Origin of the sequence: Mesorhizobium sp. M0808, assembly GCF_040320025.1 — a bacterium.
Taxonomy (GTDB): Bacteria; Pseudomonadota; Alphaproteobacteria; order Rhizobiales; family Rhizobiaceae; genus Mesorhizobium.
This window is the reverse complement of sequence record NZ_JAMYOX010000006.1, coordinates 24,287-47,775: the sequence shown is the minus strand read 5'-3', so window position 1 is coordinate 47,775 and position 23,489 is coordinate 24,287. Positions and strand designations below refer to the sequence as shown.

Sequence of the window (23,489 nt, the reverse complement as noted above, 5' to 3'; positions counted from 1 at the left end):
CGACAATCACGGCTTTCGGCAAGACATCACCTCGGTCACGGAACCATATTTCGACACGATGGTTTTGTCGTCACCGAATTGATCGTCCGCTGAGCAAACGGAAGGAACGGCTATGCGCCTATCGACGACAATTGCCACACTTTCGGCACTGGCCCTTGCCTCGCCGGTCTATGCGCAATCCGTGGGACCAGAGCTTGCCCCTGTCCCGCCGACGGCCCCGAAAACCCTGCCAGAGCAAGCCACGCCCGAAGGGACCACTCCCGACCAGACTACACCTGACCAAGCCTTCTCCGCCCAGAATTTCACCGCAGTGACAATCGTGGCGATGGAGGATCTGCCTCCTGACATCAAGGCACAGGCGGAGGCCGTCGTCACCCAGACCAGCGCCGAGGATTTGCGCATCCTGCAAAGTTCGATCGACGCATCGCCGCAGGCGGCATCGGCGCTGGCGGCGAACGGGCTTAATTCCACGCAGGTCGTGGCGGCCAATATCGACGGCGACGGCACGCTGACGCTGATCATCCAGACGACGACGTGAGCGGCTCAAAGCGGACAAGCCGGCTCCGGCACGGAAACGAAGGCCGCCCGATCGCGGAGGACTGTCATGGCCGAGGCTGCAGTTCGCAACTTCACCATCAATTTCGGGCCACAACATCCCTCCGCTCACGGCGTCCTGCGGCTGGTGCTCGAACTCGACGGCGAGATCGTGGAACGCGCCGATCCCCACATCGGCCTGCTGCATCGCGGCACCGAAAAGCTCATCGAGTACAAGAACTACCTGCAGGCCTTGCCCTATTTCGACCGGCTCGACTACGTCGCGCCGATGAACCAGGAGCATGCATTCTGTCTCGCCGCCGAGAAGCTCCTCGAAATATCGGTTCCGAAACGCGGACAGCTCATCCGCGTGCTTTTCTGCGAAATAGGCCGGCTGTTATCGCACCTCCTCAACGTCACCACGCAAGCCATGGACATCGGCGCGTTGACGCCGCCGCTCTGGGGTTTCGTCGAGCGCGAGAAGCTGATGGTCTTTTATGAGCGCGCGTCCGGCGCCCGCATGCACGCGAATTATTTCAGGGTCGGCGGCGTGCATCAGGATCTGCCGCCGGAACTCCTCGACGACATCTGGAAGTTCTGCGATCCGTTCCTCAAGGTCTGCGACAATCTCGAAGAGCTGTTGACCGAGAACCGCATCTTCAAGCAGCGCAATGTCGATGTCGGGGTGATCGGCCTCGATGATGCCTGGGCCTGGGGCTTTTCCGGGGTGATGGTACGCGGATCGGGCGCGTCCTGGGACCTGCGCAAGGCGCAGCCATACGAATGCTATTCGGAGATGGATTTCGATATTCCGGTCGGCAAGCATGGCGACTGCTACGACCGCTATCTCGTACGCATGGAGGAAATGCGCCAGTCGGTCCGGATCATGCGGCAATGCCTGGAAAAGTTGCGCTCACCCGAAGGCCAGGGACCGGTCGCGATTCCGAACCACAAGATCACGCCGCCGCCGCGTGCCACGATGAAGCGCTCGATGGAAGCGACGATCCACCACTTCAAACTTTATACCGAAGGCATTCGCGTGCCGAGCGGTGAAGTCTATGCCGCCGTCGAGGCGCCGAAGGGTGAATTCGGCGTCTACCTCGTGTCGGACGGGGGCAACGTTCCCTACCGATGCAAGATCCGCGCACCTTCCTTCGCCCACCTGCAGGCGATGGATTTCCTGTCCCGAGGCCATATGATCGCCGATGTTGCCGCGATAATCGGCTCGCTCGACATCGTGTTCGGAGAAATCGATCGCTAGTTTAGCCAGGTCGCAGGATCTTCCCCGATCGCAGGATCATTTGTGTCGTTAGTAGCCGCGCAGGCAGGCCTGGACGGCGCTCGACCGCCGGTCAGACGAAGGCCCTCACCTGCGGCGGGCCAGCTCAAATTCTCAAATCAAAGACGGACGCCTGGCCGCGACAAGGCGCAGCCAAGCGTCGAGGAGTTTCACAATCTGCGCGGCCCGACGGGGCACGAGCCCTTCCAAGTTCGGAAGCGCTCTCCACGGCGCGGAAAGAACGCGTGTTCCGCCGTTCCTCGTACCGCCTCAATGCACGATCAAGCCCTTCATCCAGGCAACAAATCTGTTGCCGCGAACTATCCCGCGCACCCTGGCAGCGGCCCATCTCGCTTGCATCGTAGCGCCGACATGGCAATGGCAGACGATTTGGTGCAACTGCCGGTCGCTCAGTTCGAAGAAGCGCTTTGCCTCACCATAGGTATCATCGCTGAGGCCCATGGCACGCAGAACCGGATCCTCGAAGGCGACAGTGAGCGGCGTCCCAGCGCCACGCGATCTGTCACGCGCTTCCCTGTTCATATATTCGGTGCCTGGAAGCGCCCCAAGGCATCGGGTCGGGTTTTGTTCGAGAAGTTCCGCCCAACGTTCAATCCGCTGGGTTCGAGTCATCGCCGGGTACGCCGCGAAGGACTCAACTTCCGCGACGGCCTGCAGTTGGTCGAGTGTTTGATGTTTCATGGTCGGCTCCTGTCGACAGGTGAATTCGCCCACGCCTACATGAGCAATTATCGCGCCATGGAGCGCTGACAAGGCCGGACCGCCGTAACATGAGGCGTACGGATCACCTGCCCGGTGAAGCGGCGCTCGAATTCCGACGCGCCCCCGCCTGTGTTCGATGTCGACCCGTTAACCGAACCCGTTTCCGGACAGGAACTTTTGCGGAAGCTTGCCGTTTGGCTTTGCGTCCGCTTCGGCGGCTGCAATATCAGTCTTGAAAGCAATTCCGTTGGACACGAAGCCTCAACGCGTCGAGCAAGACGTCGAGCCTGTAAATGAAACCCGGGAGCAACCGGCCCCGGTTCGAGAATCTCGTGAGCGATCGGCAGAGCCCCGGCAGGAGAAGCTCGACGGGAATGCCTCGCAACGAAAGGCCGGTCTGCTCGGCTTTCCCAGGCGCCATCCCTATGCGGCCGCAGCCATCGCGCTTGCGCTGTTGCTCGTCGCGGCAGGCATCGCGATCTGGTGGCTGAACGCTCGCCAGTACGAATCGACCGACGACGCCTTCATAGATGCGCGCACAGTGACGATCGGTGCGCAAATAGCCGGCCGCATTACCGAGCTGGCGGTTACCGACAATCAGCATGTACAGGCGGGCGATGTCCTCCTGCGTATCGACGACAGCGACTATCAGGCAAACCTGAAGCAGGCCGATGCCGGCGTCGCCGCGGCCGAGGCCGAAATCGTCAATGTCGCCGCCCAGATCGAGGCTCAAAAGGCAAAGGTGAACGCTGCCCAGAGGCAGGTTGCACAGGCCAAGGCAGCGCTGGATTTCGCCAAGGCCGAGGATCAACGCAATCGCGAACTCCTGGCCAGGGGCACAGCAACGCAGCAGCAGGCGCAGCAGGCGGCATCGACGTTGCGTCAGGACCAGGCCGCGCTGGACAGCGCCGAGGCCAATGTCGCCTCCGCAAAAAGCCAGGTTTCGGTCTTGCAGGCACAGGCCAGGAGCGCCGAGGCGCAGCTCGAGCAGGCAAAGGCCAGCCAGGAGCAAGCCCGCATGACGCTGTCGCGCACGACTATCACAGCACCCGCAGCCGGGCGCGCAACGAGCATTTCCGCCGCTAAGGGCACCTACGCCCAACCCGGCCAGGTATTGATGATGTTCGTTCCCGACGAGGTCTGGGTGAAGGCCAATTTCAAGGAGACGCAGCTCGATCTGATGCGGCAGGGACAGCCGGTCGACATCGACATCGACGCCTACCCGGGCAAGTCCTTTCACGGCCGCGTCGACAGCATCCAGGCCGGCAGCGGCACCGCCTTCAGCCTCCTGCCGGCCGAAAATGCCACCGGCAATTACGTCAAGGTGGTGCAGCGCGTGCCGGTCAAGATCGTCTTCGACAAGCCGCCGGATGTGCTTCTCGGGCCAGGCCTGTCGGTGGTGCCGACGGTCAAGGTGCGATGAACGGCGAAACCGCCAGAAATCAGGGCGAAAGCCGATCCGCCGCCGGGACACACAATCCGTGGCTCATCGCCGTCGTCGTCTCCATCGCCACTTTCATGCTGGTGCTGGACACCTCGATCGCCAATGTCGCCCTGCGCAACATCGCTGGCAGCCTGGCGGCCGGAATGGACGAAAGCACCTGGGTCATTACCACCTATCTCGTTGCCAACTCGGTGATCATTCCGGTCAGCGGCTGGCTGGCAAGCGTCATCGGCCGCAAGCGCTACTACATGCTCTGCGTTGCGACCCTCACCGTCGCGTCGCTGCTGTGCGGACTGGCGCCCAACCTGGAACTGCTCATCCTGTTCAGGGTCCTTCAGGGCCTCGGCGGCGGCGGCATGGCGCCAAGCGAGCAATCGATCCTTGCCGACACCTTTCCGCCTGAAAAGCGCTCGCAGGCCTTCGCGCTTTACGGCATTGCCGTCATCGTCGCACCGACGGTCGGGCCGACGATCGGCGGCTGGCTGACCGACCATTTCTCCTGGCACTGGATCTTCTTCATCAACGTGCCGTTCGGCATCCTGTCGCTGGCCCTGGTGCAATGGCTGTTGGTCGAACCGGACGTACTCGAACGCGAACGCAAGGAACGGCTGAAGGGCGGCCTGAAGATCGACGGGATCGGGTTCGTCCTGGTGGCGACGGCCTTGGGGTGCCTGGAGATTTTTCTCGACCGGGGCCAGCGCTACGATTGGTTCGCCTCGGATTTCATCACCACTTTCGCAGTGATTTCCGCGATCGCGTTCCTGCTGCTTATCCCATGGGAGCTCAGTCGCAGCGATCCGGTCGTCGACATGCGTCTGTTGTTCACGCGCCAGTTCGGCACGGCCTTCCTGGTCATGATGGCGGTCGGTGCTATCCTGTTCAGCACCACCCAGATCGTGCCGCAGCTGCAGCAGACGACATTTGCCTACACCGCGACGCTCTCGGGCCTTTCGATGATGCCGGGCGGCATCGCCATGCTGATCTTGATGCCGGTGTCCGGATTTGTAGGCAGCATCGTGCAGCCCAAATACCTGATCATGATGGGCATGTCGGTGGTCGCAGTGGCCCTCTGGCATATGACCTCGCTCACCCCGGACGCCAGCTTCCGCTTCTTTGCCTTTGCCCGTGTTTTCCTGATGGTCGGGCTGCCGTTCCTGTTCATTCCCATCTCGACCGCGGCCTATGTCGGCCTGCCCCCGCAGAAGACCAACCAGGCATCGGCGCTGATCAACGTTGCACGCAATATCGGCGGCAGCATCGGCGTCTCGCTGTCCAACACCGTCATTGCGCAAAGCTCCCAGATCCATCAATCGAATCTGGTCGGCCACACCGTGCAGTCGTCGCCCGCCTATCAGCAGGCGCTTCGGCAGGCGACCGAGCATTTCGTCGCCCAGGGTTCGCCGATGGTCGAGGCGAAGCAGCAGGCGATCGGCTGGCTTGGCCAGTTGATCGCCCGCCAGGCCACGCTGCTCGCCTATGTCGATGTCTTCCGCTACTGCGCGGTGGCAACCGCCCTGCTCGTTCCGCTTGCTCTGCTGCTGCGATCAAGCAAGTCGGGCAGCAGACAGGCGAATCCGGAGATGGGCTGACCAGAAGGCGGGAACCAGCTGACCCATTGCGTTGTTCTGCGCCAAGAGGAGATGATCACGATGGCCACTATTCCCACACCCGAGCCAATGCCGACCCCGGTGCCGCCGCCTCCCATCCCCGATCCCAAGCCCGTGCGTGAGCCGGACCCCGACAGGCTCCCCGACGAGGACCCCATTCCCAATCCGGATGAAAACGATATTCCGCCGAAGCGGGCGTTCAACATCTAGCCTATTAGATTTCGAGCACAGCGTAGGGGCGGCCGGTCGGCTTGGCGACATGCATGGCAACGTTATAGACCGACGCCCCGCCCGGTGTGCGGCCCTCGTAGGCGCCGCGATGCGCATGGCCATGCACCACCGCGCTGACCTGGAACCGGTCTATTGTCTCGGCCAGGCGTGACGAACCGAGAAACGGGAAGATCTCCAGCGGCTCGCCTTCGACCGTCTCGACGACAGGCGCGTAGTGCAGAACGACAAGCGTGCGTTTGGCGCGGACCTGCCGCATTGCGTTTTCAAGCCGCATCGCTTCGTTCACGCTTTCCGCCACCATCGACTTGATGGCCGGTTCGCCGAAGGAGCCGAGCATGCGCGATCCAAAACCGCCAACGAAACCCTTGACCCCGACGAACCCGACCTCGTGAATCTCCGTCGCCTCGCCGTCGAGCAGGTGAACGCCCGCCTGGCGCAGAATGTCGGTGACCTGCTCGACGGCGCCTGACTCATAGTCGTGGTTGCCAAGTACGGCGACGACCGGGATCGTGCAGGCACGCAGTTCCTCGGCAAGGATTTCGGCCTCCCGAGGCTTGCCGAGGTTGGTAAGGTCGCCCGTCAGCACGAGAACCTGGGCTGCACGCGACATCTCGCCGAAAAGATCGCGGTACGAGGCCTGGTCCTCCTTGCCGACATGCAGATCGCCAATGGCGGCGACTTTGAGTGCGCTGCCGTTTTCCGCCTTCGGCGAAGCAGTTTCGAGCTCGTTAGCCATTGCTATGTTCTCCTTCACCGCCGACGTCGGCAAAACCCCAGTCGTTGACGTCGATCTCATAGTCAGTTCGTGAAAGCATGCGCCCACGGCAGATTTTCATCCGGGAAGGTGGCAATTCGCGCTGCTTGGCCAGCCGGTCAAGCAGCTCGTCGAGCAGCCAGGCGGGCACGCGGCCCCGCTCCGTCGGATAGATCCATCGGAAGTTCAAGAGATGCATCAGCAGAACTTCCCAATGAACTTCCATGTAGGAAAGCAGCCTTTGCCAGTCGATCTGGTCGTGGGCCTTGAGGATGGTGTGCGCGATGTCGGCCCCATCGTGGCGACCGCGGTCCTGGATGAAACTTTTGGACCAGATAAGCTCGGTGGGCCCGATGATCCGCACCTGGCTGCCCAGCAATTCGCCCTGACGGGCGTGCTCCAGCCACTGGTCGTCGACAGGCATTGTGCCGTTCATCGAGGCGAAAATGACGTCGAAAAAATGCGTGCCCTTGAACACTTTGCCGAGCCACCGGTCGTCCTCGACCACGACGGCGTAGCCGATCTGCTTAAAATGGGCGAGGATGCGCGGGCAGTCGCCGGCCTTGCAGAAAATGTCGAGATCCTTGGTCTGGCGGATGATCCCGGTATAGGCGCTTACGGCATAGGTGCCGGCGACGAGAAAGGGGATGCCGGTCGCGACAAGCTCGCGGATCGCTTCGATATAAAAGACCTCCGCTTCGGCATTGCGAAGCGTCGGGGCGGCTTTTGGATCGACCGACGGAACGGATGCCGGGATGGCGCTTTCCGGTGGGGGATTAATGATCATAGCAATGGCTCCTGGCCCGGCAGACCAGCAGCCGCCTGTATCTAATAGCCAGGCATGCCCGATGGTTCCCGCCGTTACGAGGCACTACCGCCCTCGCCTGCTGCATCAGGCGGATACGCCGCCGTGGCAGGCCTTCGAAGCGGTCATGGTTGTCGGCTGCGGCGCGGCCCTAAAAGGATATGTGAGCGGTCATTTTTGGCGTCAAGATCGCAGCGCGGTCAGCCTCAAGCGCGTCGAGGCGGAGTAGGCCCGCTGTCATCCTCGGGTCCGGAGAGGATTGGCTTCAACATGGTTCCCGAACTATCGGAGGCGCTGCGCACCCGGCGCAACAGCCACCTGAGCGCCCGCGGCCAGACCGACTCTGTTTGCCGGAAAGCTGCAGGCGGCGTGGCGAAAAGGCCATTCTCCATTTTGTAGTCCCTCACTGTCTCAGTCCAATCAGCGTTCTTCAACGAGCAAAGCTTGTGTTGGTTCCGCGTCGCCATCGGCGGGAGCACGGGCTGGACAGGCGAAGTCATCATTGGTGGGTTCGAGCGGGCTGGCCCTCTGCAGCGAAATCAGTGGCCTCGGCGATCAAGTCGCGGAATTCAGCCCACTAGCCGGCGGGATTCAGCTCGTATCCTGATGCGCCGGCTCTGGACACGACCCGCGAAGGCTGAAATTGTGATCGGCATTTTCCAGTTGCAAATTTGGTTGGGCTCGGCGGGGATGGCGCTGGTTTCTGAAGACATTGCCAGCCATCCGGCACTGCGTCGCCATGTCCAGGCTCAGTCGCGGACGCTTCTCCAGACCTATGAAGCGAACCCGCGGCTGGCTTCCGTATTCGCCACGCAACAGCGTTGGCTGATGGCCCATATCGGCCTTGGCTTGCATTTCAATCGAGAGCCGGACGGTCATCGCAAGGGACTTACGTCCGCACGGTTCATGGACGACATCTGCCGGCATTCGGTGGCCAGCCGCAACACCGCCGATGCCTTCCTGAAGGAGATGCTGCATTACGGCTTCATCCGGCATCTGCCGATTAAATATGGGCGCATCCGCCCCTTTGAGCCGGCCGCGGGCACTCTGGAGACGGTTGCCGGCTGGGTCATAGCTCATCTGAAAACGCTGGACAGCCTGGACGGTGGATCTCGACTGGCTGCATTCGTCGTACAACCGGATGTGCTCGCCAAACTGCAGCCGCTGGTGGCCGACGGCCTGCTTTCGTCGCATGCCGTGCGGCAGCCAAAACAGACTTTTTCCTTGTTCACCTGGCTCGACAATGGCGGCATCGTCATGGATTGGCTGATGTCCGGCGTCGATCCCGATTATGCCGACCTGGACCGAATCCCGACCGGTGTCGTCTCAATCGGGGATTTCGCGAACTGGCTCAAGCTTTCCCGCACTCACCTGTCACGCAAATTGCGCGATGCCGAGGAACTCGGCAGCATCGGCTGGTTGGGCCAGCGCGGTCACTCGGTCATGTGGGTGTCGAGCGAGTTCTATCAGGAATACATGACCGCCCAGGCGGTCAAGCTCGCCATCATCGATGCAGCCTTCGACAACTGTGTTGTAACTTCCGAAACCAGCTGAACCGCGAGCCGACCGCCCTCGTGGCAGCCTTGGCGCCGCCGCGACGGAGGTCTGGCATTTCAATCGATGTCGAACGACACGCCCTGCGCAAGCGGCAGCGCCTTGGAATAATTCACCGTATTGGTGGCGCGCCGCATATAGGCCTTCCAGGCATCGGACCCAGACTCGCGGCCGCCGCCGGTTTCCTTCTCGCCACCGAAGGCACCGCCGATCTCGGCCCCTGACGTGCCTATATTGACGTTGGCGATGCCGCAGTCCGATCCGTCGACGCCAATGAAGCGCTCGGATTCCTGCAGGTCGCGGGTGAAGATCGACGACGACAGCCCCGCTCCCACCGCATTGTGCTCGTCGAGCACGGCATCGAAATCGGAATATTTCAACACATAGAGAATCGGCGCGAAGGTCTCCTCCGTCACCGGCGAAACCTGCCGCGGCATTTCGACCAGCGCCGGACGCACATAGTAGGCCTTGGGGTGACCGTTCTCGACCCGCATTCCGCCGGTTATCTTACCGCCATGCGAAGCCGCCTCCTCCAGCGCCTTCTGCATATTCTCGTAGGCAGCCTTGTCGATCAGCGGGCCAACCAGAGCGCTTGTCTCCAGCGGATTGCCGACCGAGACGCTCTCATAAGCCTTCTTCAGGCGCGGAACGAGCTGGTCATAGACGCTCTCATGCACGAACAGGCGCCTGAGCGTCGTGCAGCGCTGGCCGGCCGTGCCCATGGCGCCGAAGGCGATAGCGCGGAGCGCCATGTCGAGATCGGCCGTCGGGCAGACGATGCCGGCATTGTTGCCGCCGAGCTCCAGCACCGCACGGGCAAAGCGCTTCGCCAGCCGTGGGCCGACATCCCTGCCCATGCGTGTCGAGCCGGTGGCCGAGACCAGCGGCACCCTGGGATGATCGACCAGGATCTCACCGACGGCGCGATCACCGATCAGCACCGGCGCCAGCCCCTGCGGCGCGTCCGTGCCAAAACGCTTTACCGCGCGTGCAAAAATCGCTTCGCAGGCGAGCGCCGTCAGCGGTGTCTTCTCCGACGGCTTCCACACCACCGCGTCGCCGCAGACCAGCGCAAGCGCTGCGTTCCACGACCACACCGCGACCGGAAAGTTGAAGGCCGAGATGACGCCGACGACGCCGAGCGGATGCCAGGTCTCCATCATGCGATGGCCGGGACGCTCGGTGGCGATGGTCAGGCCGTACAATTGCCGGGAAAGACCGACGGCGAAATCGCAGATGTCGATCATCTCCTGCACTTCGCCAAGACCCTCGGATGGGATCTTGCCGACCTCGATCGATACCAACCGGCCAAGCTCGGCCTTGTGTGTGCGCAACTCTTCGCCGAGCAGCCGCACCAGCTCTCCGCGCTTGGGAGCTGGCACCTGCCGCCACGCCAGGAAAGCCTTGTGGGCATTGTCGATGGTCGTTGCCGCATCGGCCGGCGAGATGGTCTTCAGCGCGGCGATCTGCTCGCCGGTCACCGGGCTGCGCACGATGAGGTCGCCGCCCGTAAGCGCGCCCTCGGCAACGCCCAGTTTCGCCAGAACCCCGGCCGTTTCCTTCGCAATCGTCATTTCGTTTCGTCCCTTTCAGATCCCGTCGCTCATATGGCGTCGGTCCAAGCTTTTCGCCATACCGGTTCCTTGCCGGTCGGCATACCAGGCGCTGTCATGGCGTGGCATTACGCGTTTCAGGGAGAAATCGCCACCCCGGCATGGTCCAAGCCGGCGTCCGACTGTTGAACCAGCCAGATAGAGCGAACTAGCGTGCCGTCTTGGCGGCTTCCGGCACGGCGCTTTCTTTCATCAGCCGGTCGATATGCATGCGGATATGCGCTGCCTCGGCGGCCGTATTGGCAAGCGCGATGGCGCGGTCGAAAGCGACGCGCGCCTCCTCGCCGCGGCCAAGCTGCATCAGCAGTCCGCCCTTGAGGCCGAAGAAATGGAAATAGCCGGAAAGCCTTCCCTCCAGCGGCTCGATCATGGCGAGTGCGGCTTCCGGTCCACGCACCTTGGAGACCGCGACGGCGCGGTTGAGCGTCACCACCGGCGACGGCTGCATCTGCTCGAGCAGGCCGTAGAGCAGGTCGATCTCGTTCCAGTCCGTGTCCTCGGGCTTTTCCGCCCGCGCATGCAGTGCGGCGATCGCCGCTTGCACCTGGTAGGGACCGGGCTTGCGATGGCGCAACGCCTTATCGACCAGCGCCAGGCCTTCATCGATCATCTTGCGGCTCCACAGGCTGCGGTCCTGGTCTTCGAGCAGCACGATCTCGCCGTTCTCGTCGAAGCGAGCCGGCGAGCGTGCATGCTGCAGCAGCACCAGCGCCGTCAGCCCCATGATCTCCGGCTCGGTCTGGAACAGCCTGAGCAGCAACCGGGCCAGCCGGATCGCCTCTTCGCAAAGCGGCGCACGCGCCGAAGCCTCGCCGCTGTTGCTGGAATAGCCTTCGTTGAAGATCAAGTAGACCATGGCGGCGACGGCGGCGAGCCGTTCGGAGCGCTCGACCGCTCCCGGCGTCTCGAACGGCACCCCGGCGTCGGCGATACGCGCCTTGGCGCGCGTGATACGCTGCTCCATGGCGCTTTCACCGACGAGGAAGGCGCGGGCGATCTGCTTGACCGTCAGGCCGGAGACGATGCGTAACGCCACCGCGATCTGCTGTGTGGCCGGCAGGTCGGGATGGCAGCAGATGAACAGCAGCCGCAAAATGTCGTCGCGATAATGCGCGCCGTCCAGCCGCTCGGCGACGTCGCTCTCGGCATCCTCCAGATCGGAGATCTGGTCCTCCTCCGGCAGCGGCGCCTGCTTGGCGCGCTTGCGCACCGCATCGATGCCGCTGTTGCGGCCGACGAAGATCAGCCAGGCTGCCGGATCGCGCGGAGGACCGTTTTTCGGCCAGTTGTTCAGTGCCCTCAGGCAGGCGTCCTGGAATGCTTCCTCCGCCGCGTCGAGGTCGCGGAAGTAGCGCAGCAATGCCCCCATCACCTGCGGGCGAGCGGTGCTGATTGCTGTGCTGATCCAGGCGAGTTCGGTCATGCGGAAACCTTGGCGGGATTGAAGAGCGAGACCGGCCGGATTTCATAGGAGCCGCCGCTCGGGTTGACCTCGGAAAGCTCGCGCGCGAAGTCGACGGCCTCATCGAGGTCGGCGCATTCGAGCGTGTAGAAGCCGAGGAACTGTTCCTTGGTTTCGGCAAACGGGCCGTCGATGACCACCGCTTCGCCCTTGATCTTCCTCAGCGTCGTCGCCGCCGTCGTCGGCAAGAGCCGCGCCACCGGGCCAAGCCGTCCCGCCTGGGCATATTTTTCCTGCACGCCGAGGAGTTTTTCCATGACCGCATCATCCTGCTCCTTGCTCCAGGAGCAGACGACGTCTTCAGAGGCATAGCAGAGGATCGCGTAGAGCATGGGTCGTCCTTTTCTCTGTCAAAGGACGAAACACTAGGACCGATCCCGACACCGCGTCGACAAAAAAATACGCTCCGTCCGGTGTCCCAGCCCCTAACTGAAATGTGGAATGCTTTCTGCTGCAAAAGTCGGTCGCATAACTTCGAATTTTTGCGACTGACTTTGCGGCAGGAACTTCCCTGAAAATTCAACGCCATCGATTTTGTCGCAAAACTTAGGAGTTTCGCGACACCGGAATCGATGCAATCGAGAAGTTGATGAACGTCGGATTCTCTCCAAAGAGCGGACGGTTCTCGCGTCGTCATCCCAGGCTGCCTATGATGCGGCATGGAAGCAAAAGTGTTCATTCGTGACGATGGCGAAACAGACGCAACGGGGGTTACGGATTCGATTCCATGGTGGAGCTTTGCGAAGACGGCGCTCTCGGTTGCTCTGTTGCGCCTGTCGGAACGCGGCAAGATCAACCTCGACGAAGCTGTCGAGGGGAAATCTTTCACACCTGCCCAACTCCTACAGCACGAGGCGGGGTTACCAGACTACGGTTCCCTTCCGGCCTACCACGCCGATGTTGAAGCGGGTCGTTCGCCGTGGTCTGTTGATGACCTGTTGAATGCAGTCGAAGCGGATCGGCTGCGATACGAACCCGGTCAAGGGTGGGCCTATTCGAACATCGGCTACCAGGAGGTCGCCCGATTGATCGAGGAGGCAACGAATGTCCCTCTTTCCGAGGCTCTTTCCAACCTCGTATTCATCCCTGCCGAACTCGCCACGGCCCGGCTCGCCCTCACTCCGGCTGATTTAGCAGACGTGCAGATGGGCGACGCGATCGGCTACCATCCGGCCTGGGTCTATCACGGATTGGTTGTCGGCACGGCGATGGATGCGGCCCGACTTCTTCGCCATCTACTCGCCGGCAATTTGGTCGACGGGAACGCGCTGTCCAGAATGCTCGAACACAGGCCGCTCCCGCAATTCCGCTCTGAACTCCATCCCGATCCAGCATACGGATTGGGGCTGATGCTGCGGGCAACGAACCCGCTCGCCCATCCCATCGGTCACAGCGGAAGCGGTCCCGGAAGTCGAATTGCCGTCTATGGGCAGCAGGGGAGAACATGCGTCGTTTGGGCAACCGCCGCTTCAAGCACCATTCCCGAGGCGGAAGTTTTCCGTGCCTTGGAAAACGGCGGCTTTTGACACCCCCACCCGAAGCCGATCGGCCGTTTTCCAACCTTCCGCGATCTTGCCGTATCGCGAAATTCCCGATTGAAGCGACAAAATAACCGGCAAATGCCGATTAGGCAGATTGCAGAACGCGCATTTCAACATGCAGTCCGGCCGCGACCACCATGTTGACGAGGGTGTCGAGGGCGAACAGGTTGATCTTACCGCGCAGGAGATCGGACACGCGGGGCTGCGTCACGCCGAGATGGCGCGCGGCTTCGACCTGCGTCCAGCCCTTTGCCCGGATATGCTGTTCCAGCGCCATCATCAGTGTGGAGCGGAGCTTCATGTTCTCTGCTTCGGCGGGGGTGTCTTCGATGGCGTCCCACACGCTTGCAAAAGTCTCGTTGCTCATTGGCCTAACTCCTTCATCAGATCGCCGTAGCGTTTCGCCGCCAGGTCCAGATCCATTTTGCTGGTCTTCTGCGTTTTCTTCTGAAAGCAATGCAGCACGTAGACCGCATCGGCGACTTTGGCGATGTAGATCAGCCGGAAGGCGCCGGCTTCGTCCCGAATCCTGATCTCCTGCACACCCTTCCCGATTGTCGCCATTGGCTTCCAGTCGGTTGGAGGTTGCTCATTCTGTACCTTGTCGAGCTGGTAGCCCGCTTCGCGCCGTGCCGAGTTCGGGAAAGCGCGCAGATCATTGAGGGCGCTGCCCCGGAACTTGAGCATTTTCATGCGGCGACTATACAAAAATTTGTATAGTCGCCGCAAGCCTCTTTTCTTCGGGCTGCATCAAGGGCTACTTGTCACCTTGCCGCACCCAGATCTGGATGCAAATAGTGCAAAAGTCAGGATTTTCGCGACACGAAGACAGCGGCTTTCGACCTCGAAGCGGCCATGACGGTCGGCGCAATCCGTGGTCAGGCAGGAACGTAAGTCAACCTGATGACCTCCCCGCCGACCCGATCGCTGGCCACAAGGCGGAGCGGCGGCCGAGGACCGGTGAAGAAGGGCTTGCCGTGACCAAGCACCACTGGGTGAAGGTAAAGACGGTATTCGTCGATCAGACCTAGGTCAGTCAGGCTTTGCGCCAACTCCGGTCCGGAAGCGGAAATCTCCCCTGTAAGCTGGGTCTTTAGCCCGCGTATTGCCACCTCGACGTCATCCATGACAAGCGTTGCGTTAGGGCCGACCGACTTCAACGAGCGGGACACGACCCATTTCGGCTGGCTTCGCCACGCCATCGCGAAGTCGCGTTGCTCGGGGGTCCACTCAGGATGGTTGTCATCCCAATAGCGCATGACTTCATACATGCGTCGACCGTAAATGCTGCCTGTCAGGTCGCGGACGTGGTCGATCCAATGACGAAAGAGAGCAGGATCAGGTCCAAATTCCTGATGGTCGACATAACCGTCGAGGGAGAGGTTCATTCCAAAAACGAGCTTCGCCATGCCGTAAGTTTCCGTGCCGGTCAGGGTATGATGGCCACCCTACTGCGTCATTCCTTTGTCGCGAAAATCCCGATTAAAGCGACAGTTTTGCGATTGAATTTTGCGACGCCGCAAAATGGGACATTTTGCTACAATCGGGTGCGCAGAATGCCGCACGAGGATATTTTCGGCAAGAAGATCGCCCAGCACACCAATGCTGCAAACGGATTCGGCACCTCTATCTGCTTGGTTTCCACATTTCGGTTGAGAGGTGGGTCCCGGCGTCAGCCCTCTCTCGCCTTCAGCCATCTCAAGACCAAGGCCTCCTCGTCGTCGAGCCCAGCGATCGAGCGCTTGCCTTTGTTGGCATCCGCCATTTCGTCCAGCAGCCGTCCTTCGGACCAGGCGCGGAACACTTCCGGATGGATGTAGCATTGGCGACAAACCGCGCGCGTATTGCCGAGCCGCTCGGCAACCTTGTCGATGACATTGTTCATCACCCGCTTTTGCTGCGCCTGGCTTTCCGGACGCTCGGTTTGCGCAAACAGCGACGCCGCATGGATGGTGCCACCCCAGGTTCTGAAGTGCTTGGAGCTGAACTCCGCTCCGGCGTTCTCCCTGATATAGCGGTTGACGTCGTCTGAGCGCACCGGATGCCTGTTTCCGTCCTCGTCGAGATACTGGAACAGTTTTTGGCCCGGCAGGTCCTGCGCTCCGCGCACGACCTTGGCAATCCGGCGATCGACAAGCTTCAATCTCCATTCCTTGCCGGATTTACCGATGAAGGCAAAACGCAGGCTCGAGCCCTTGATGTCGACATGGCGGTCACGCAGCGTGGTCAGCCCAAAACTCCTGTTGTAGCGGGCATAGGCGGCATTGCCGACACGGATCATCGTGTTGTCGAGCAGCCAGACGATAGCCGCAACGACGCGTTCCAGCGGCAGGCCGTGACGGCGCAAATCGACGTCGATCTGCCGCCGCAGTTCGGGCAGGCTTTCGGCGAAGGCGATCAGGCTCGAATATTTGACGCCGTCACGCTCCTCCGCCCAGTGCGGGTGATAGCGGTATTGTTTGCGGCCGCGCTGGTCCCGACCGGTCGCCTGGATGTGACCGTCGGCATCCGGCGAGATCCACACATCCGTCCAGGCCGGTGGAATGGCGAGCGCCTTGATGCGTGCCAGCGCCTCCCCGTCGACAATCCGCCCGTCGGGTCCTTTGTACGAGAACCCCTTGCCCGAACGCAGCCGGCGAATACCGGGTTCAGTGTCGGTGACATAGTTGAGCGAGGCCCGAACGGCCGAGGCTTGCGCGCCGTTCTCCAGCCCTCCGTTCTGCGGCACCCCGTTTTTTGGTGCAGCTTTCCTCACAGCCGATCGGCCAGACGACGATCCGGATTTGTCCAGCATGTCCTCTCCACGGAATTTCCGTAGATAAGCCGCTTGCCGGCTGCGGGTTCCAACGCCTCTTGATCTCTTGGTTCCAGAACAGCCTATCGACGTCGCCGTGCAACGAAGACGTGCGTCGTCACGCCTTTTCGAGCACGACCGGAATGACGTCGACCGCCTGCTCGCCGGCCTGTCCACCAGTGGTTTTCAGCACGCCGACGATCGGCGCCACATCGGAGTAGTCGCGGCCGTAGCCGACCGTGATATGGTCGTTGCTTGCCCGCATGCCATTGGTCGGATCGAATTCCTGCCAGCCGGCATCGCGCCCGCACCACACCTTGACCCAGGCGTGCATGGCGTCGGCGCCTTCGAGCCGCGGCTTCCCGCGCGGCGGGATGGTGCGCAGGAACCCGCTGACATAGCCCGCGGGAATACCGAGGCCGCGCAGGCCGGCGATCATGATGTGGGAAAAATCCTGGCAGACGCCGCGCTTCAGGCCAAAGGCGTCGCTGGCCCGCGTCTGCACGGTGGTCGCCTCGCCGTCATAGGTGAAATCGCGGTGAATGCGGTTGCACAGAGCCATGGCCGTGCCGACTGTCGAACTGCCGGCACTGCCTTTCGCATAGGCAGTGATTGCCGCGTCGATGCCGGCATGATCGCTGGCGGCCAGAAAGTGATGCGGCGAAGCCGGCGCCAGCGAGTGCACTGCGCCGAGTTCTTCCCTCAGCCGGCGTATGTCCGGCGATACGTCGAGCCCGGGTTCGGGCCGCGACACTGAAACACGCGCGCTCATCCTGATGTCGAGCGCATCATGCGCGTCACGAAAGGCGATCGAGGTGACACTGTTGCCGAAAAAGTCGGAAAAGTCGGAGCGTTCGCTGGGCGCCGGCACAAAAGACAGTGAAGCGGCGATGACGCGCTGCACGCCAGGGATGGTCGGCGGCAGCACGCGCACCTGATGGCGGCCGCCGCCGGCCGCCGCATCATAGTCGTAACGCAGGTGAAGCCTGATGTCGTAGAGCATGCTGTCTCTACCCGAAATAGGCTTTGGCGAGGCTGTTGTAGAGCCCGCCGATTTCATTGGCGAGATCGCCGAGGGCCTTGGCCGTCATGTCCGAGGGCTCCTTGATGGCGATCGACGTGTTGAGCTGCAGGATTTCCTTGGCCGCCGGCGACATATGGCCTTCAGCGCCGACAGCGGGCAGCAGCGCGATTTCGGCCTTCAGCCGTTCGAGCTGGAAAAGGATTGAGCGCGGGTTGAGCGGATCGAGGGCCAAAAGGTCGACCACCGTGCGCCGTCCCGCCTGCACCGGATATTGCCGACGGTGGGTCATGACGCTGTCGCCGATCTCCAGCATCATGTCGAGCGCACCTTCCGGCGCCTGGGCTCTGGTCAGCCGGGCGAGCGTGCGGGCTATCTGGATGCCGCGTTCGAGCCTGCGGCCGATTTCCAGGAAACGCCAGCCGGCAAAGCGGTACATGTTCTCGTGCAGCAGGCCGGAAAACCCGGCCAGCTTGCGCAGGATGACCGTCATTGCCCTTGTCGCGTCGTCGCCCGGCGCCACTGTCGCGGCAAATTGATGGATGGTCTTCGACAGATCCTTCAATGCCAGCCAGCCATCGGGCGAGAAGCGGTCACGGATCTGCCCGGCGCTGTAAACGGCGCTGTCCAGCGTGCCGATGAGCCCCAATGGGATTGCCGTCTCGACGTCGATGCCGAACGGCGCGAGATAGTCGCTGATATCGGCGAGCAGCGGCATCTCGGGATCGGATGTCTCGGCCAGCCGCACATGGTAGGCGCGCAGGATGCGCACCGTGTCTTCCGACCGCTCGATATAGCGGCCGAGCCATGTCAGGTTCTCAGCCGCGCGGCTGGGCAGGCTGCCGGGCAAGGTTCGGGTGAAGCTGTCGTGCTCCTGCGGCAGCAGCGTCTCGCGCTCGACCGGCCTGTCGCTGACCACCCAGACATCCGCCGCCTGGCCGCCGCGCTGCATGGCGATGGCGGTCGGGTCGAGCGAGAAGCCGACACGGGCAAAGCCGCCCGGCATCACCGTCCAGCCTTCCGGCGTCCGCGCCAGATAGACGCGCAGGCTTGCCGGCCGCGGCTCCAGCCAGCCGCCGACATAGACAGGCGTGGTCGACAGCGTCACCGCTTCCTGGCCGACGAAGTCGCCGCCGTCCCGTTCGATCCTGGCGACGAGTTCGGCCCGTTCCTCGACCGACAGCGCTGACCCGAGCTTGGTCGAGCCGTCGTCCTCGAAGGCAAGCCGCGTCGACAGCGCCGGGCCGATCACCATGCTATCGATATTGGCGAGCACATGCTCACGCTCCGTCTCCTGCCCGCACCACCATGTCGCGACCGTCGGCAGCAGCAGTTCCTCATTGCGCAGGGCGCGCGAAATCTTCGGCAGGAAGGCGAGCAGCGCGCGCGTCTCCATCAGGCCGGAACCCAGTGCATTGACGGCCGAAACCGCCCCTTGCCGGACCGCTTCGACCAGCCCCGGCGTGCCGATCTGCGAGTCCGGCCGCAATTCAAGCGGATCGGCAAAGGCGGCGTCGAGCCGCCGCCACAAGACGCTCACCGGCATCAGCCCCGAAACCGTGCGCACCATCAGCCTGCCGCCCGAGACGGTCAGGTCCTCGCCCTCGAGCAGCATGATGCCGAGATAGCGGGCGATATAGGCATGTTCGTAATAGGTTTCGTTCAGCGGTCCCGGCGTCAGGATGGCGACACGGCCGCCGGCTTGCTTGGCCATGCCGATCAGCGCGTCGCGGAAGCGACGGAAGAAGCCGGCCAGGCGGTGCACATGCATCTCGCCGTAGATGTCGGACAGCGCCCTCGTAGTGGCGACGCGGTTCTCCAGCGCGAAGCCGGCGCCCGACGGCGCCTGTGTGCGGTCGCCAAGCACCCACCAGCGGCCGTCCGGGCCACGACCGAGCTCGAAGGCGCAGAAATGCAGGAAATGGCCGCTGGCCGGCCTGGTGCCGACGACCGGCCGCAAATATTCGGGGCTGGCCGCGATCAATCCGGCCGGTAGAATGCCTTTCTCGACCAGCCGGTTCGGACCGTAAATGTCGGCGATGGTCTCCTCGAACAGATCGGCGCGCTGGACCAGGCCGGCGCTGATACCAGCCCATTCCTGCTCCTCGATCAGCAGCGGCACATGCGCCAGCGGCCATTCCCGCTCGTTGGCGCCGGCCTTGTCGTAGACGCGGTAATAGACGCCGGCATCGCGCAGGTACTGGTCGGCGCGGGCGAAGCGCTGGGCAAGCTTTTCCGGACCCAGGTCCTCCAGCGCCTCGATGAAGTGCCGCCACGCCGGCCGCGGATTGCCCGACGCATCGACCATCTCGTCGACGACGCCTTCGATCGGCTGATAGTGCTCCAGCAGACTGTGGGTTTGCGGCTTGCTGCGCAGCCTTTTGTGATTCCCCTTCGCCATGGCTGATCAGAGTCTTTGCGGCCGCCGAAGGTCAAGGGTCATCGGGAAATCTTCAGAGGCTTCTTCGTTGCACAGCACATAGCTGGACGGCGTATGGCCACGTGGTTCGAAGCGGGCGAGCCGCCGCGCCTCCGCTTCGTTGCCGTTGACCGGGAAGGTGTCGTAGCTGCGCCCGCCGGGATGTGCCACATGGTAGACGCAGCCGCCGACCGCGCGGCCCGACCAGCGGTCATAGATGTCGAAGACCAGCGGGGTGTTGACCGGTAGCGCCGGATGCAGGCCCGACGCCGGCTGCCAGGCCTTGAAGCGCACGCCGGCCACTGCGATCTCGCGGTTGTCGGTCACCTTCATCGGCACTACGCGGCCGTTGCAGACGACGGCGTGACGCTCCGGGTTGAGCCCATCGGTCTTCACCTGCAGCCTTTCGACGGAGGAATCGACAAAGCGTACGGTGCCGCCGATCGCGCCTTGCTCGCCCATCACGTGCCACGGCTCGAGCGCCTGCCTGAGCTCCAGCTTGACGCCGGCATGCTGGACCTCGCCGCAGAACGGGAAGCGGAATTCGAGCTGGGCGTCGAACCATTCCGGACGGAACGCAAAGCCGTTCAGCTTGAGGTCGTCCAGCACGTCGAGAAAATCCCCCCAGACATAATGCGGCAGCATGAAACGGTCGTGCAGCGAGGTGCCCCAGCGCACGAAGCGGCCGTCGAGCGGGTTCTTCCAGGCCCGGGCGATGATGGCGCGCACCAGCAATTGCTGCGCCAGGCTCATGCGCGCGTTGGGCGGCATCTCGAAGCCGCGGAATTCGACCAGCCCGAGCCGGCCGGTCGGCCCGTCCGGCGAAAACAATTTGTCGATGCAGATTTCCGAGCGATGCGTATTGCCCGTCACGTCGGTCAGAAGGTTGCGGAACAGCCGGTCGACCAGCCACGGCAGGGGTGCCGCGCCCTTGTCCGGATGTGGCACCTGCGCCATCGCGATTTCGAGTTCGTAGAGCGAATCGTGGCGTGCCTCGTCGAAGCGCGGCGCCTGGCTGGTCGGGCCGATGAACAGGCCGGAGAAAAGGTAGGACAGCGACGGATGTCGCTGCCATTGCAGCACCAGGCTCTTCAACAGGTCGGGGCGGCGCAGGAACGGACTGTCATTGGGCGTGGCGCCGCCGACGACGACGTGGTTGCCGCCGCCGGTGCCGGTGTGGCGGCCGTCGATCATGAACTTGTCGGCGCCAAGCCGCGTCTGCCGCGCCTCTTCGTAGATCGCCGTGGTCGTCGCCACGCAATCCTGCCAATTCGCGGCGGGGTGGATATTGACCTCGATGACGCCGGGATCGGGTGCGACACGGATGACATTGAGGCGCGGATCGTGCGGCGGGCCGTAGCCCTCGATGTGCACCGGCAGGCCGATCGCCCTTGCCGCCTTCTCCGCCGCCGCCACCAGTTCGAGATAGTCCTCCAGCGCCTCGACCGGCGGCATGAACACACAAAGCCGTCCGTCGCGCGGCTCGACCGAAAGGGCCGTGCGCACGGCGCCGCCGATCTCGGTAATCTCCTGTTCAACGCGGTCCTGCTGGCCAGTAACGGCCGTAAAGGAGACCGCCTGCTGGCGTCGCGCCATCTCGTCGGCGCCCTCCAGTTCGGCCGCAGCGGGCGACGAAGCAGAACCGGGCAAGATCGCCTCACGCGCCGGCAGTGGTCCGCGCGGCAGCGATGGATCGACCGGGACTATGTAGGGGAACTGCGCCGGCGGCACATAGGGCAGCGTGCCGAGCGGCAGGCGGTAGCCGACCGGCGAATCGCCGGGCACCAGGAACAGCCTGCCGCGCCGCGTCTTCCATTTCTCCGAGCGCCAGCGCGGTCCGGAAGCCTGGCTGTTCCAGCGCTGGACGGGCAGCACATAGCCCGACGGCTTGGTCAGCCCGCGTTCGAACACCCGCGCCATGCGGCTGCGCTCCTCCGGATCCTCCAGCTTCGAATTGGAAGGATCGACGTTGTCAGGCAGCTTGCCTTCCTTGAGCAGCCACTCGGCCGGATCCTCATAGGCTTCGCTGACCATGGTCTTGTCGATGCCGAGTTCGTCGGCGATCGCCGTCAGCAGGCCTTCGGCCTGCTTCGGTCCGACATCCGCCTCGCTCTTTTCATGCGCGATCAGCGACGGGTCGCTCCACACCGGCTCGCCGTCGGTGCGCCAGTAGAGCGAGAAGGTCCAGCGCGGCAGGCTTTCGCCGGGGTACCATTTGCCTTGCCCGTAATGCAGGAAGCCGCCCGGCGCGAAGCGTTCGCGCAGCCGGCGGATCAGCGCGTCGGCCTTTTCGCGTTTGGTCGGCCCGACGGCGGCGGTGTTCCACTCTGCAGCCTCGAAATCGTCGATCGAGACGAAGGTCGGCTCGCCGCCCATGGTCAGCCGCACGTCGCCGGCCTGGAGCGCAGCATCGACCTGGACCCCCAGCGCGTCCAGCGCCTGCCAGCTCTCGTCGGAGAACGGCTTGGTGATGCGCGGATGCTCGGCGATGCGGTCTACCCGCATGTCGAAGCCGAATTCGACATTGGCGAAGCTCGCCATGCCGGAGATCGGCGCGGCATTGCGGAAATGCGGCGTTGCCGCGAGCGGCACATGGCTTTCGCCGGTGAGCAGGCCGGAGGTCGGGTCGAAGCCGATCCAGCCGGCGCCCGGCAGATACACCTCGCACCAGGCATGGAGGTCGGTGAAATCGGTCGCCGTGCCGGGCGGCCCGTCGAGCGCAACGAGGTCGGGTTTGAGCTGGATCAGGTAGCCGGAGACGAAACGCGCGGCGATGCCGAGGTTCCTCAGTATCTGCACCAGGAGCCAGCTGGAATCGCGGCACGACCCCTTGCCGGCGGCCAGCGTTTCCTCGGGCGAGAAGACGCCGGTTTCCATGCGCACGATATAGGCGATCTCGCGCTGCAGCCGCGCATTGAGGTCGACGACAAAATTGACGGTGTTGGTCGGGTGGCGCGCGAGGGTTTTCAGGAATGCCTCCAACAGCGGCCCCGCCGGTTCCGGCGTTCGGTAGATGGTCAGATCGTCCCGGATCTCTTCGGGGTATTCGAACGGAAACGTCTCGGCCGACGGTTCGACGAAGAAATCGAACGGATTGTAGACCGTCATGTCGGCAACGAGATCGACCTCGATCTTCAACTCCGTCACCGGCTCGGGAAAGACGAAACGGGCAAGGAAATTGCCGTAGGGGTCCTGCTGCAAATTGACGAAGTGGTTTGCCGGCCCGACCTTCAGCGAATGGCTGAGCACTTTGGTGCGGGAATGCGGCGCAGGCTGCAACCTTATGACTTGCGGGCCCAAGACGACCGGCCGGTCGTATTTGTAGTGGGTCAGGTGATAGACGGCTGCCAGAATTGCCATGGTGCCCCTGAAGTCGGCGTTTCAAAAGGAGTTCGCTGAACCCTGACACGAATGCTGACCATTCTCCAAGCAGAGATGTTGCGCTGCACCTAAATTAAGCAGCTTTCACAGCTTCACGAAACGGAGCGCCGACCTGGGATTCCGTGGCGTGGCGGCAAGACGTTGCAACGGTGCAGAGCCGAAGGCCGGCGGGTCAGCACCGGGCGCTTCCCGCCGACATTGATGTCAGCAGCACCCGCGATGCTTGGTCGAAAAGAGCTGAAAAGAAAAACCCGCCTCGGTGAGCGGGTCGTCGGTGCGAATTAGCACCATAGCGAAATTAGTAGCATAGCTGCCGGCACAAAGCAA

The 23,489-nt window shown here is 62.8% G+C and carries 21 protein-coding genes; 8 read left to right on the top strand and 13 right to left on the bottom strand.

Going from position 1 to position 23,489, the window contains the following annotated elements; all coding sequences use genetic code 11:
• Nucleotides 1-112 precede the first annotated feature (112 nt).
• Nucleotides 113-538 (top strand): hypothetical protein, encoded by a 426-nt coding sequence (locus NKI25_RS10365; protein ID WP_352998406.1) that lies wholly within the window; start codon nucleotides 113-115, stop codon nucleotides 536-538.
• 66 nt (nucleotides 539-604) lie between these two features.
• On the top strand, nucleotides 605-1,795 hold the full coding sequence (locus NKI25_RS10360; protein WP_352998405.1) for an NADH-quinone oxidoreductase subunit D: 1,191 nt from the start codon (nucleotides 605-607) through the stop codon (nucleotides 1,793-1,795).
• A gap of 288 nt (nucleotides 1,796-2,083) precedes the next feature.
• On the opposite strand, the gene NKI25_RS10355 is transcribed toward NKI25_RS10360, so the two are convergent.
• Nucleotides 2,084-2,515 carry a hypothetical protein gene (locus NKI25_RS10355; protein WP_023675469.1) on the bottom strand — a complete coding sequence of 144 codons (432 nt, stop codon included), beginning with the start codon at nucleotides 2,513-2,515 and terminating at the stop codon, nucleotides 2,084-2,086.
• 268 nt (nucleotides 2,516-2,783) lie between these two features.
• Between NKI25_RS10355 and NKI25_RS10350 the strand changes: the two genes are divergently transcribed.
• From NKI25_RS10350 to NKI25_RS10340, 3 genes are read left to right on the top strand one after another with little or no spacing between them, the layout of a single operon-like run.
• Entirely contained in the window at nucleotides 2,784-3,959 is a 1,176-nt protein-coding gene (locus NKI25_RS10350) for an HlyD family secretion protein (RefSeq protein ID WP_352998404.1), read from the top strand.
• Nucleotides 3,956-5,569, top strand: a complete 1,614-nt coding sequence (locus tag NKI25_RS10345) for a DHA2 family efflux MFS transporter permease subunit (RefSeq protein WP_352998403.1) — start codon at nucleotides 3,956-3,958, stop codon at nucleotides 5,567-5,569. Before NKI25_RS10350 ends, NKI25_RS10345 begins: the two co-directional genes overlap by 4 nt.
• A gap of 60 nt (nucleotides 5,570-5,629) precedes the next feature.
• Nucleotides 5,630-5,797, top strand: coding sequence for a hypothetical protein (locus NKI25_RS10340; RefSeq protein WP_352448160.1), 168 nt, complete (start codon nucleotides 5,630-5,632; stop codon nucleotides 5,795-5,797).
• A gap of 4 nt (nucleotides 5,798-5,801) precedes the next feature.
• Here NKI25_RS10340 and NKI25_RS10335 read toward each other — a convergent pair whose 3' ends face one another.
• On the bottom strand, nucleotides 5,802-6,554 hold the full coding sequence (locus NKI25_RS10335) for a metallophosphoesterase family protein (RefSeq protein WP_352633601.1): 753 nt from the start codon (nucleotides 6,552-6,554) through the stop codon (nucleotides 5,802-5,804).
• Nucleotides 6,547-7,359: a nucleotidyltransferase family protein gene (locus NKI25_RS10330; RefSeq protein WP_352681986.1), complete on the bottom strand. Its 813-nt coding sequence runs from the start codon at nucleotides 7,357-7,359 to the stop codon at nucleotides 6,547-6,549. The genes NKI25_RS10335 and NKI25_RS10330 overlap by 8 nt, the downstream gene beginning before the upstream one ends.
• Before the next feature lie 61 nt (nucleotides 7,360-7,420).
• Here NKI25_RS10330 and NKI25_RS10325 point away from each other — a divergent pair, with 61 nt between their 5' ends.
• The gene (locus NKI25_RS10325; protein WP_352998402.1) at nucleotides 7,421-7,606 is read left to right on the top strand and encodes a hypothetical protein; all 186 of its coding nucleotides are present in this window, start codon (nucleotides 7,421-7,423) and stop codon (nucleotides 7,604-7,606) included.
• A 461-nt stretch (nucleotides 7,607-8,067) separates the two neighbouring features.
• The gene (locus tag NKI25_RS10320) at nucleotides 8,068-8,931 is read left to right on the top strand and encodes a hypothetical protein (protein WP_352998476.1); all 864 of its coding nucleotides are present in this window, start codon (nucleotides 8,068-8,070) and stop codon (nucleotides 8,929-8,931) included.
• Nucleotides 8,932-8,990: 59 nt separating this feature from the next.
• Here NKI25_RS10320 and amaB read toward each other — a convergent pair whose 3' ends face one another.
• From amaB to NKI25_RS10305, 3 genes are all read right to left on the bottom strand, one after another.
• Nucleotides 8,991-10,505, bottom strand: a complete 1,515-nt coding sequence (gene amaB, locus NKI25_RS10315) for an L-piperidine-6-carboxylate dehydrogenase (RefSeq protein ID WP_352998401.1) — start codon at nucleotides 10,503-10,505, stop codon at nucleotides 8,991-8,993.
• A 187-nt stretch (nucleotides 10,506-10,692) separates the two neighbouring features.
• On the bottom strand, nucleotides 10,693-11,967 hold the full coding sequence (locus tag NKI25_RS10310; protein WP_352586623.1) for an RNA polymerase sigma factor: 1,275 nt from the start codon (nucleotides 11,965-11,967) through the stop codon (nucleotides 10,693-10,695).
• Nucleotides 11,964-12,338: a YciI family protein gene (locus NKI25_RS10305; protein ID WP_023675462.1), complete on the bottom strand. Its 375-nt coding sequence runs from the start codon at nucleotides 12,336-12,338 to the stop codon at nucleotides 11,964-11,966. The genes NKI25_RS10310 and NKI25_RS10305 overlap by 4 nt, the downstream gene beginning before the upstream one ends.
• A 327-nt stretch (nucleotides 12,339-12,665) precedes the next feature.
• Here NKI25_RS10305 and NKI25_RS10300 point away from each other — a divergent pair, with 327 nt between their 5' ends.
• On the top strand, nucleotides 12,666-13,532 hold the full coding sequence (locus tag NKI25_RS10300; RefSeq protein WP_352586621.1) for a serine hydrolase domain-containing protein: 867 nt from the start codon (nucleotides 12,666-12,668) through the stop codon (nucleotides 13,530-13,532).
• Nucleotides 13,533-13,632: 100 nt separating this feature from the next.
• Here the strand turns inward: NKI25_RS10300 and NKI25_RS10295 are convergent, their stop codons facing one another.
• From NKI25_RS10295 to NKI25_RS10265, 7 genes are all read right to left on the bottom strand, one after another.
• Nucleotides 13,633-13,914 carry a helix-turn-helix domain-containing protein gene (locus NKI25_RS10295; RefSeq protein WP_352586619.1) on the bottom strand — a complete coding sequence of 94 codons (282 nt, stop codon included), beginning with the start codon at nucleotides 13,912-13,914 and terminating at the stop codon, nucleotides 13,633-13,635.
• A complete protein-coding gene (locus NKI25_RS10290) occupies nucleotides 13,911-14,240 on the bottom strand; it encodes a type II toxin-antitoxin system RelE/ParE family toxin (RefSeq protein WP_352586617.1) in 330 nt (109 codons plus the stop codon). The genes NKI25_RS10295 and NKI25_RS10290 overlap by 4 nt, the downstream gene beginning before the upstream one ends.
• Before the next feature lie 185 nt (nucleotides 14,241-14,425).
• Nucleotides 14,426-14,956: a dihydrofolate reductase family protein gene (locus NKI25_RS10285; protein ID WP_352586615.1), complete on the bottom strand. Its 531-nt coding sequence runs from the start codon at nucleotides 14,954-14,956 to the stop codon at nucleotides 14,426-14,428.
• 263 nt (nucleotides 14,957-15,219) lie between these two features.
• On the bottom strand, nucleotides 15,220-16,341 hold the full coding sequence (locus tag NKI25_RS10280; RefSeq protein ID WP_352586613.1) for a DNA topoisomerase IB: 1,122 nt from the start codon (nucleotides 16,339-16,341) through the stop codon (nucleotides 15,220-15,222).
• Between the two features lie 118 nt (nucleotides 16,342-16,459).
• A complete protein-coding gene (locus NKI25_RS10275) occupies nucleotides 16,460-17,344 on the bottom strand; it encodes a transglutaminase family protein (RefSeq protein ID WP_352998400.1) in 885 nt (294 codons plus the stop codon).
• Between the two features lie 7 nt (nucleotides 17,345-17,351).
• Complete coding sequence (locus tag NKI25_RS10270; protein WP_352998399.1) at nucleotides 17,352-19,763, bottom strand: circularly permuted type 2 ATP-grasp protein; 2,412 nt, start codon at nucleotides 19,761-19,763, stop codon at nucleotides 17,352-17,354.
• A 6-nt stretch (nucleotides 19,764-19,769) separates the two neighbouring features.
• Entirely contained in the window at nucleotides 19,770-23,141 is a 3,372-nt protein-coding gene (locus NKI25_RS10265; protein WP_352827311.1) for a transglutaminase family protein, read from the bottom strand.
• Nucleotides 23,142-23,489: the final 348 nt, after the last annotated feature.